Here is a 10,909-nt window from a genome sequence, read left to right as displayed (position 1 = left end):
TATGGTCGCGGTAATTCATGTTGCAAAGGTACGCGTATGCGCGATATATAACAAATCTAAATTACATAAACTCTAATGTCAAGACACGCCGTCCCACCAAAGGCTGTACCGGTTCACTCCATACTCCTCCTTCCGCGCAAGCGAAGGCAACGTGCCGGTTATACAATGCCTCACGCATTGGCACACGGAAGCGTACGCCTATCGAACGGATAAAATCCTTGTCTTGTTCTCCGTCGAACACAAACGAATGTACCATCCGGACCTGCTCGCTTCCGGCATAAAAATACAAGCGCAATACAAACGGAAGCCATTCACGCCCGGCAGACTGATGAACCCCTTCCAACTTCAAGGTTGCACGGACCTTTCCTGTCCGTTCTACAGACACACGTTGCAACCGGCTGGAAAAATGCGTGACATGCGATTCAGACAACCCTTCACCCGACGGTTTGTCCTGAACAGAAGCGATTAAGTCGGCAGCCCCTCCTACTTTCGTCTTACCATATAGCAAACTGTCTATGACGCAACTGCCCGAACGAGGAACATAGGCTGTTATCACTCCCGTAGAGACTTTCCAACCCGACGGTATCTCCTCTACAGTCAAAGCGGAAAGCTCCGGACTTTCGTGGCTCTTCCGTTTCGGAACAACCTGCAAAGACGTTGTTCCTCCGGGAACTACCGCCGCCATACCTGCCCACTTCACCGACCCGTCAGGCCAATAAGCAGCAGTCCAGCTATCAGAAGCAATCACTTTCCCATCCGCATCCTGCAAAAGTAAAGGCATATCCGGCTGTACTTCCCCTTTACGGAAAGGCACACCGAAACTTACCCCGCAAGCCTGTGAAGGCACTTCTCCTACCCAATGCAAACACGCCGTATCCTTATCCTCCCGACAAATATACCGGAAATTAGCAATCCGCGTACGCGACAAGGTGGTGCGAAAGCCGAACCAACCTTCCCGCAAGGGATTGGGGTCGCAATAATCCACCAGCCTTTTACCATCTATGTAATATTGTACCCGGTCGCCTTTATTCACCAACTTAACGTGATACCACTTGTTAGGAACAAGCAAATGCTCTTTATCGGTATACTCCTTCAAGATGCCCGGACGTTGTGCCGCATCAGTTACCCCAGCCTGATTGCCGTCATACCGGCGGAAACGGGTCGTAGAATTGTAATTTCCTCCGTAGCCCAAATAATAAAGCTGCAGCGAGTAGCACTTCAGGAACTCCCCTTTGCGCCAGTCCATACGTTGCCAGATGTTCTTCGCTTGCGGATCGGAGGCCATCCAGAAACAGTTCAGGTCACTCAGACGGTCACCCGGCTTCCCTTCGTCCACCACACAAGCGTCGTATTCGATTACGACATTTCCACACATCTTCTCTTTCCGCCACAAGGTCAATCCTTTAGGCGAAAGGATTTCACACGTATCTCCCGAAAACGACACTTCATAATCCGGTGACTCCGATTCCACTTTCCAATACTTACCAAAATGGACTTTATCAAGTCCCGATATACTTCCTGCGCTCTGAGCCTTTAATCCTCAAACAGCGCATATAGCCATACCAATCAATATGATACGTTTCATTTCCTACCTGATTAATGATTATTCTCCTAAATAATAAGAAGGGACAGGCGACTGGGGATACCCCATGGAACGGTGTGCGATATAGCTTCTGTAAACAGGATCCTGCATCAATGTCACACGCCGGTCACGTGCCGGGATATTCGTCGTATAAATCCGGATTTCACCATCCAGCGCCGTTACAATCTCTTCCCGCCAGTCGCCATACAAGTCAGCAATCATCAGGATATCCCCCTCAATGCTGTGGGTAAGCTCCGCACCTTTCCACTTCACAATGCTCAGCGCCTTTCCGTTCGAAGAAGAGCTGGCTCCCCAACGGTTGTCATCGCCTGCAAAAGTTTCCCTGAGCAAATCGGCATCCCACCAAGCCCAGTTCCGGCAAGAAGGCACATCCTTGTTCCGGCTCAAGTACGTCCCGTCGGCAGCCAACAGATACTGGTCGGTACTTCCACCTTTCCGGTCTTCTTTGGCGAAACATTCCAGTCCTTTATGCGATGCATCAATGTCTGCCACCATTCCGTCGCCTACATGAAACGTCTTATGCCCGATGTTCCACACCGGCTCGCCGCTGCGTGCGTCTACCATGCATACGCCTCTTCCGTTATCATGCCAAGGCTCCAGACATAAGAACACTTCCATTCCCGGACGTTCCGGATGAATGTCTGTCAGATAAACCTTATCGGGATGTCCCAGTCCGGCAGACCAGAGCAGCGTACCGTTATCGTCCAGCATACACGAGCCCAACAAGATTTCTTCCCTTCCGTCTTCATCCACATCGCCGCACACCATATTGTGCGAACCCATGCTTCTGACCACCGGATTCTCCTCGTCACCGTCCCATTTCCATACCGGGTCCAACTTGTCCTTGTTCAGTTGCCACGCCTCTACCGTCATCAGTTTATACGTTCCCCTGCATGCCAAGATACAGGGAGTCTTCCCGTCCAGGAAAGCCATGCCGATCTGATTCCGGTTCCTGCGCACCAGATTGCCATAACGGTCATTCCGTTTGGGCCAGTCTACATGAGCGATTTCCTGTCCCGTCATGCCGTCTAATACCGTCAAATATTCATCCCCCGAATCCACTCTTCCTTTCTCATCTCTCTGCACATTGTCCGGAGCCGTTTTCAATGCCACTTCGGCTTTCCCGTCTCCATTAAAGTCATAGACTACGTAAGGCGAATACCAGATTCCCGGTTCAATGCCTTGCCCCAAATCTTTCGACCATAAAAAAGTGCCGTCACTTAAATAGGCTTCTATCTGATAAGTCTTCCCCGTCAAGTCACCCGGCATACCCGGGTCGACATTCGTTTCCGGTGTGCGGATGATGTAATCGTATGTACCGTCCCCGTTCAAATCGGCAACTCCTACCTTGCCGGCTTTGACCTGCCTGTTCAAGCGAATCGACCGGTAATTGCGCAGGGTACTGAAATCCGCCTTCACCTTTTCCGACTCCTTGCCGTCAGCAGTACACGTCACCCAATAGACCGCTTCTCCCTTCACCGGAGAGCGGTCGGTAAAGTCACAAGTAGCATCTATCGGTTTCCGGTTCAGCTTCTTGGTTTTTCCGTCAGCCGAACGGTACACATCAAAACGAGCCTGCGCATTATCCGTCTCAAGCATTCTCCAGCTCAGATAAATGCCTTTTCCGTCTGCAGCCGGAGCTACAGACAATCCCCGGTTCAGGCATTCCTTCACTTTCGATTGGGCAAATCCTTCCACCAAAGGCTTCGGTTCATGTTGGGGTTTCAAAATTTCATAATAATAATTCCGTTCTCTTGGATCTTGCGCAAAGGCTGTACCTGTAACGACCAGCCCGGCAAGCAATGCAGAAAAGAAAAGTTGTGTTTTCATGATTTTATTGAATGAGTTAAAAAATTGGTTCCAAATGATGGGCGAAAGTAAGCATAAAACAAATGGAAAGACATAGAAATTTATACAAAAGAATAGATTTTTATACACAAAAGAGGCGGAGACCGCTTTTGCTGTCCCCGCCTCTTTCAGGTTAGTTTATTATCTAATTCAGGAATTAATATCCCGGATTCTGCATAGCTTGTTTTTCTTCATTGCTTAATGCACCACCATTTTCGTTGGTGATACCGTCCAAGAACGATTGTGGAATCGGACGATAATAATGTTTCGCCGGATCAAATTCACCGATGCCACGGCTTACACCGTCATTAAATGCATGCCAACGGGCATCCAAAGTCATGGTACGGGCAAGGTCTTCCCAACGATACAATTCACCACAAAGCTCGCGGGTACGTTCGTTCAGCAAGAAACACATCATCTTGTCTGCATTGCTGCTGCAACCCAACGCATCGTAAATCGGCTGGTCTACTTCCGAATTATAGATATCGCTGACACTGTTCAGGTGCATATTATCCAAAGAAGACTGTGCATTGTACACATTTTCCTGACCTTCCAAGTTATTCGATTCGTAATACGTATTTTCTTCACTATAAATTGCACCATCAGGAGAATATCCACCACCTTTTCCACTGCAATAAGGATTATTTTTGTACGCCTGACCACCATCCACATTCACACTTCTATCTTCACCTGCTTGATAAGCAGCACGGTCGCGCAACTTATTAATCCATTCAATAGCATTGGCATATTGTGACTCGCCTTGACGAATATACGCTTCAGCTACCATCAACACATCTTCTGCAGAACGAGCAATAATCGCATCACGTGTTCCAAATTGAGAAGCAACAGAGTTACGATAGCCATCTCTAAATTTAGACAACGCTACAGAACGTTTGTGAGGTACAATACTATAATAGTTTCCGGTTGAATTTTGCGGATCCAAGTTCCAGCTTTGTGCTTGTCCTGCATAATAGCGAACAAAAGTATGAGGAGCAGAAATCTTTCCATTCTTCAATATTTTTGCTTCTACAGGGGCAGTAAGACCTGTTTCTGTATTCAACTCTTCATATTTTGTATAACGGGTATCACCAGGATTATTTACGATATATTTAATACCTATTTCACCTGCCACAAAACGTTTGCCACCTTCTACAGCACCTTCCGGAGCATAACCGGATTGAATATCTCCTTTACTCCAAGTAGGAGCACTGGAAGTATCATTCGCGCCATAACAAGTAATAAACGATTTCCAAAAACGAGAATCATTCACACGGTCGAAAACCTGCATGGTGTATTCCGTTGCACTCACGTAAGAAAATTCACGTCCACCTGAAATGTCACGTTTTGTTCCTGCCATGTCCTGATAAACTGAAGGATAATATAAGTGCATCTGATTTCCATATCGTCCCCATGTAGATTCATCATTTGAAAATTGTGCAGCCAAAATTACTTCGCTTACTTTTTCGTTTGCCCCATTGGGTTCTGTATAATCCCACAAATCTACATAATTAGAACATAAAGGATGAGCATTGCATACCTCTGTTCCATATTTAATGACATCCTGCAAATCTTGTGCTATATAACTATCATTCCAGTCACTATATAACTCCGAAGCACGGAACAAATGTGCTTTAGCCAAGAAATGCGCAGCAGCCCACTTCGTAATACGACCGGTTGCTTCAGGAGATTCCGGTAACAAGCTATAGGCTTGTTCTAAATCGGATATAATTTGAGCATAAACCTCTTCTTCGCTATTACGGGTAAATGTTGTTTCTACCGAGGTAGAAGGATTTAATTTGATAGGTACACCGCCAAATTGTTTTACCAGTTCAAAATAGGCATATCCTCTCAAGAAATAGGCTTCACCCAAACGAGTGTTATATGTAGCACTCGACTGGCTATAAAATTGCGGAATATTGGTTATTAAGATATTGGCAGGTTCTATCAAACCATACATATTATCCCACATGGGCTGATTAGCGCCCGTTTCTGCAGAGTTTAAGTCCTGACTATAATGATTCCACGCCGGCATGGTATTATTGGCATCCGTAAATTCATCGACACCCATATTATAGCATTCGATAGCCCAAATGTAATTGAATTTAAATTTCAATTTTTGATAAGCACCTGTTACCAATTCATCCAAACCCTCTTGAGTTTTAAAACGATCTGTACTGGGCTGGGTAATCAGTTCCTCGTCAAGGAAAGAATCGCTACACGAAGTAGCCATACCCCCCGCTACTCCTGCTATCAGCAGAGTAAATAATGTTTTATTTAGTTTCATACGTTTATTCCTTTTATCATATTATTATATATCATACCAATACCTATTTAGAAGCCGATGTTCAATCCGATAACCCAGCTCTTCAGCGTAGTGGACGAACCAAAAGTCGTGGTATTGTTATCGTAGTTCAACAAGTCGGTATCCAGCCAATCGGTAGCCTTGTAGATAGTGAACGGGTTCATTGCCTGTACATATACCTTCAAGGTACTTAATCCGGTATTCTTTAACTGTTTGGGTGTAAAGTTATATCCCAACGAAATGTTACGTACCTTGATGTACGAACCGTCTTGGTAATTCATAGAAGAACTATAAGTATCGGCTGCTTCACCGTTCGAACCCGGAGAATAGTATTCGGCATCCTCGTTGGTTCCGGCTACCCAATAATCCAATTTACGCTGCATATAGCGTCCGTCCAAGGTAGCAGCTCCTTGAGGTACGGTAAAGCCCCAGCGCGAAAGGATAAAGAATGAGAGTTCAAAATTCTTATAGCTGAATGTATTGTTCCAGCCTGCAGTCCAATCCGGACGTACTTTACCTACAATCTGACGGTCATTCGTAGCATCGATAACGCCATCATGATTCAAGTCTTTCACCTTGATCTGTCCGGGCTTACGTCCATACTTGGCAGCTTCTTCAACTTCCGATGTCTTCCAGATACCGTCATATACATAGTCATAATATACCCCGATTTCTTCGCCGACAAACCATCTATTATTTACATCTTCGGTTCTTCCGTTAGACAACTCGTCAATCTGGTTACGATCCATTGACCAAGTCAAAGTTGTATTCCACGTAAAGTCTTTGGTCTGTACCGGAATGGCATTGATTTGCAAATCAATACCCCAACCAGAAGTCTTACCCACATTGGCAAAAGTAGAAGTATAACCTGTAAGTGAAGGAATAGTCATGGACAACAGCAAGTCTTTTGTCTTAGTCCAGTAAGCATCCAAACTACCGGTCAAACGGTTATTGAAGAAACCGTAATCCAATCCCACGTTATATTGAGTCGTACGTTCCCAACCTAAATCAGGATTTGCCATTTTAGCAGGATCTTTAGCTGAAGGATCTGAAGGTACATAACCTAATGACGAATCGGTTTGTCCCCAATTATAATACAGACTTGTTATTGCACCCTTAGTAGCGTATGCATCAATTGCTGCATTACCCGTTACACCATATCCGAAACGCAGTTTCAATTGGCTCAACCAATTCAGGTCTTGCATAAATTCTTCCTGGTCGATACGCCAAGCGACTGCCATTGAAGGGAAGCTTGCCCACTTATGACCCGGAGCCAACTGCGACGCACCGTCCCAACGGATAGAAGCGGTCAGCAAGTAACGGTCCATAAAGCCATAGTTGGCACGAATCATGAAGGATTCCATCTGAGTCTCGGTCAGTCCGGTACCAAATGAATTCAAACTGCCGGCAGAAGCCATATTATACCACAGCTCATCAGCAGAAGCCACATTTGTTGCACGCATATCGCCCATTTCGTAATGGTAAGCCGAAGCCGACTGCATCAAGGTCAAGCCCAAATCGTGCTTGTCACCGAAACTCCGATTGTAATAAATCAGGTTATCCAAGGTCCATGAACGTTTTTGCTCATTCTTATATTGCGCTCTGTTATTGCCGTCTCCGTTGATACCCTCTGCTGCATTGGCAATACCCAACGTATAATATTGGAATTCGGGACCGAACTGCAGACGGTAAGAAAGTCCTTCCAGCGGTTCCCAGATCTTGCCGAAGTCTACCTGTGCATACATACTGGCATTGGCACGGAAGGTACAGCGTTGGTTAGTATTGTAATCCAATTCCCGAATCGGGTTGATGATGTTGACATCCCCGTTCGGATTGCGGATATATTCGCCGTTTTCATCGTATGGAACCGTCCACGGCAACATGCTTCTTAATGCACTGTATAAATCACCGGAACCGGTTACGGACTTGGTAAAGCTGTATCCATAGTCCTGATCGGAATACGAAGCGTTAATGTTGGCACCCATCTTAAAGAAATCTATCGGATTGGCATCAAATGAGGTCTTTAACGTATAGCGTTCGTAAGCCTGTCCCGGCTGTGTGCCTTTCTGGTTCAGGTAACCGAACGAAGCATAGCCTTGGAACTTGTCTGTACCGCCCGATGCGCTCAGGGTATGTTCGTGAGTGATACCGGTCTGCTTGCCATGCGAAGCCCAGTCGTAAGAACCTATTTTCGTAGGATCGTATGTGCCGCCTTCCCATGCTTTTTCAATGTTTGCCCACGAAGCGGCTACACTGCCGAATGCAGCTCTATCACCTGCATAATCAGGAGTAGCCGAAGGATAAGAACCCATGTTGTACTTTGCCAGACGGGCATAATCCAACCATTCCGCAGCCGACATCATCTCGGTTACGTCATGCAGGGTTTCGAAAGTAACGGTACCCGAATAGTTCAAGGAAATCTTTCCTTCCTTACCTTTTTTAGTAGTTACCAATACAACACCGTTCGCACCGCGTGAACCGTAAATAGCGGTTGCCGAAGCATCCTTTAGTACGTCGATAGATTCGATATCCGACGGGTTGATGTTTTCGATACCGCCGTTCTGGATAATCATACCGTCCACAACATACAACGGGTCTTGGTCTGCTGTAATGGAGCGCACACCACGGATATTGATTTTACCTACTTCACCCGGACGCTGGCTGGAAGTGATGTCCACACCGGCTGTCTTACCTTGCATACCTTCCAAGGCATTCTTTACCGGCATCGCTTTCAATTCTTTTTCACCCACGCGTGCCATCGCACCGGTCACGTCCGATTTCTTCTGGATACCGTAACCTACTACCACTACTTCATCCAGCACTTCGGTGTCTTCTTCCAAAGTCACTTGGATGTTGGTTTTCCCAGCTACCGAAATCTCCTGGGTCTTGTAGCCCACAAAGCTGATTTCGATGGTCCCGTCATTAGGGACATTAGATAAGGTGAACTTGCCGTCGAAATCGGTAATCGTACCGTTCGTCGTGCCTTTTACTACCACACTCGCGCCGATAACGGTTTCGCCGGTCTTGTCGACTACCGTACCCGACACGGTTTTGCCTTGCGCGTACATACCTATAGATATTACGGTCAACAAGGCGAAGAAGAACAGACGTTGCCCTATTGAGGCGCAGCGTCCCAGAATCGATTGGTCTTTTCTGTTTTTCATACTTCCAATTTGTTAAGTTAAACCAAAGTTAGATTTATTCACATAATTTTCTTATCGCTAAGTATGCCGAATTTATTCAGTTTTCTTGATTCTTGCAATGGAAAATTGTGTAAATATATGGGACAACTATATTTTTTACGCTCAAAATAGGTAGTTTTTTATCATTTTTGCCCTAAAATCGGAATTCGAAGGAAAAATTTCCTCAAATCCGAAGCGTTAAAATTGCTTTTGGCAAAACGTTAAACGTAACTAATTATAACTTAAAATTTAACAGATAAGCTTCCGGTCCGCTTTGCCTTTTAGAGGCAATACGGCAGGAAGAAGACTAAAAAAACGATAAACCATGACCACTTTCTCTATTGTAATCGTTCCTGCCAAGCGATTGGCAAACGGGAAGCACCGCATCCGGATTGCGGTGGCTCGTCATTCGCAAACCCAGTATATCACGACTCCCTTTCTTTTGGACTCCAAATCCCAGCTCCGGAACGGCAAAGTAGTCCGGCATGCCTATGCCGACCAAATCAACCGTATCCTGAACAGGCAACTGAACGAATACGCTTTAATTCTGTCCACCCTTCCGTATGCCGAAGGATTGACGTGCACTGAAATCATCCGTTACATCCTTCAAACAAAGGAAAAGGAAGGGATTTCTTTCTCCCGGTTTGCCGGCGAGTTTCTGAAAAGTATGGAAAACAACGAGCAAGTCAAGTCGTACAAGCTTTACAAGTCGGCTTTGAAACATTTCTTCTCCTTCTTCGGCGAATCTTTGCTTCTGAAGCAGATAAACCCGCGGCACATCCGGCAATACCGGGAGGAGCTGAAACGGAAAGCGCTTTCGGATACAACGGTACGCATCTACCTGACGCTGATGAAGGTCATGCTGAACCATGCGGTCAAAATGGGATACGTGCGTTATGCCATACATCTTTTTGCGGCTTGCAAACTTCCGGCTGCCCGCATCCGTGAACTCGACCTGACGGTAGAAGAGGTGAAACGGATACGTGACGCGCACCTGACGGACAGACACCTCATCACCGTGCGCGATATTTTTATGCTCAGCTATTACTTGGGAGGAATCAACTTGAGGGATTTGCTGGATTGCCGTTTTGCCGAAGGCGGTACGGTCTTGAAATATGCCCGCCATAAAACCCGTAGAAGCAAAAGCGGTGAAAACGAAACGGCATTTTCCATTCAGCCCGAAGCAAGAACGCTGATAGAGCGGTACCGTTCGCCCGACGGCAGGCTGGCTTTCGAAGGAAACACTATATATAATAAGGTGTATAGCCTGGTTTACCGGTATATGAAAAAAGTGGCACGTCTGGCAGGGGTTTCTTCTAACGTCTCGTTCTATTCGGCACGGAAGTCTTTCGTCCAGCATGGGTATGACCTCGGCATCCAGATAGAAACCATCGAATACTGCATCGGGCACAGCATGAAGGCCAACCGTCCTGTCTGCAATTACCTCCGCATCATGCAGCGTCATGCCGATGCAGCCATGCGGAAGATTTTCGATGCGCTGCTGTAAGGCGAAAGCTTTGCCGGGAGACGGTTTTATTCTTCCCGTGCATTGATCCGCGCATTATATAAGCAGTATCATAGTAGAGACGATGTGCACATCGTCTCTACAGAAACCCGTCATGCCATGATACAAATCCGGTACAACAAAGGTCGGTTGGCAAAAACAGTTATCTTCTATCCTCAACGCACATAGCTTCGATCCGTGCACGATTAGTAATCGTTAGCCTGTACGATTAGTAATCGTGTTGGAATCGCAGTTATGCTCCTCGCCGCACGCAGTTAGCTGTGAGTGCCAATGCAGTAAGGTTATAACCCTTGTCATGCTGGATTTGGCGTAATTGAAATAGATGAATATCCACATTATAGTCAAAAAGAAATGGTTTGCGAATTAGACAAACGGAATTTAAGAGTCAGAAGTGACTCCAACTCTTCTTTATAGTTTCCGATATTGTCGAAGAAATCCTTAACGGCCTG

At 46.1% G+C, this 10,909-nt stretch carries 4 protein-coding genes and 1 pseudogene; 1 reads left to right on the top strand and 4 read right to left on the bottom strand.

Going from position 1 to position 10,909, the window contains the following annotated elements:
• Positions 1-73: 73 nt before the first annotated feature.
• From H9625_RS16170 to H9625_RS16155, 4 genes and pseudogenes are all read right to left on the bottom strand, one after another.
• A pseudogene (locus H9625_RS16170) lies at positions 74-1,534 on the bottom strand (DUF6250 domain-containing protein); the annotation flags it as partial.
• A 69-nt stretch (positions 1,535-1,603) separates the two neighbouring features.
• Positions 1,604-3,433, bottom strand: coding sequence for a rhamnogalacturonan lyase family protein (locus tag H9625_RS16165; RefSeq protein ID WP_191765330.1), 1,830 nt, complete (start codon positions 3,431-3,433; stop codon positions 1,604-1,606).
• A gap of 175 nt (positions 3,434-3,608) precedes the next feature.
• Entirely contained in the window at positions 3,609-5,735 is a 2,127-nt protein-coding gene (locus tag H9625_RS16160; RefSeq protein WP_087209595.1) for a RagB/SusD family nutrient uptake outer membrane protein, read from the bottom strand.
• A 47-nt stretch (positions 5,736-5,782) separates the two neighbouring features.
• Positions 5,783-8,821, bottom strand: coding sequence for a SusC/RagA family TonB-linked outer membrane protein (locus H9625_RS16155; RefSeq protein WP_394354957.1), 3,039 nt, complete (start codon positions 8,819-8,821; stop codon positions 5,783-5,785).
• A gap of 439 nt (positions 8,822-9,260) precedes the next feature.
• Here H9625_RS16155 and H9625_RS16150 point away from each other — a divergent pair, with 439 nt between their 5' ends.
• Positions 9,261-10,442 (top strand): tyrosine-type recombinase/integrase, encoded by a 1,182-nt coding sequence (locus H9625_RS16150; protein WP_191765326.1) that lies wholly within the window; start codon positions 9,261-9,263, stop codon positions 10,440-10,442.
• Positions 10,443-10,909: the final 467 nt, after the last annotated feature.

The sequence above is a fragment of the Phocaeicola intestinalis genome (genome assembly GCF_014837065.1).
GTDB classification, from domain to species: Bacteria; Bacteroidota; Bacteroidia; order Bacteroidales; family Bacteroidaceae; genus Phocaeicola; species Phocaeicola intestinalis.
Note: the sequence above shows the minus strand (reverse complement) of the source record. Positions and strands in the feature narration are given on the sequence as shown.